The sequence below is a fragment of the Rhizobium sp. 01T444 genome (assembly GCF_056398305.1).
On sequence record NZ_JBFTPD010000369.1, the window covers coordinates 1 to 542 of the forward strand.

The following is a 542-nucleotide window of genomic DNA, read 5'->3' on the forward strand; positions in this document are numbered from 1 at the left end:
GCGGCAGTGCGCTGATCCGCAACAACAGCGGCCCGGTCTATCTGCAGAACTCGCCCGACCTGAGCGGCGCGACCATCCAGAACGGCGCCAGCGGCCGGCTCTTCGTGAACGACGTCGCCACGACCGTGTCGGACGGATCGCTGTCGGGCGCGGGCATCGTGGTGCTCGGCGCGAAGAACCTGACGGTCGGCGCGCTGAACCAGAACGACACCATCAGCGGCGCGATCACGGACACGGGTCCCCAAACCTCGGCCGCCGTTGGCGTTCCCTACAACTACATGGTGATCGCCACCGGCGGCTCGCTGACCAAGGTCGGCACCGGCACGCTCACACTGAGCGGCGCCAACAACTAGGCCGGCGCCACCACGGTCAGCGCCGGCACCCTGCGCGCCGGCGCGGTCAACACGCTCAGCGCCACGTCGGCGCATGCCGTGGCCGCGGGCGCCACCCTCGATCTGGCCGGTTTCAGCCAGAGCGTCGCCTCGCTCAGCAACAGCGGCACCGTCTCGCTGGTCGGCAGTTCGCCCGGCACGGACCTGCGG

The 542-nt window shown here is 70.5% G+C and carries 1 protein-coding gene and 1 pseudogene; one reads left to right on the top strand and one right to left on the bottom strand.

Annotation, left to right across the window (positions count from 1 at the left end):
- Positions 1-353 (top strand): annotated as a pseudogene (locus tag AC1DTN_RS38980) (hypothetical protein); the annotation flags it as partial.
- On the opposite strand, the gene AC1DTN_RS38985 reads toward AC1DTN_RS38980, so the two are convergent.
- On the bottom strand, positions 350-542 hold a 193-nt coding region (locus tag AC1DTN_RS38985), incomplete at its 5' end, for a hypothetical protein (RefSeq protein ID WP_477925587.1). The pseudogene AC1DTN_RS38980 and the gene AC1DTN_RS38985 sit on opposite strands and share 4 nt — an antisense overlap.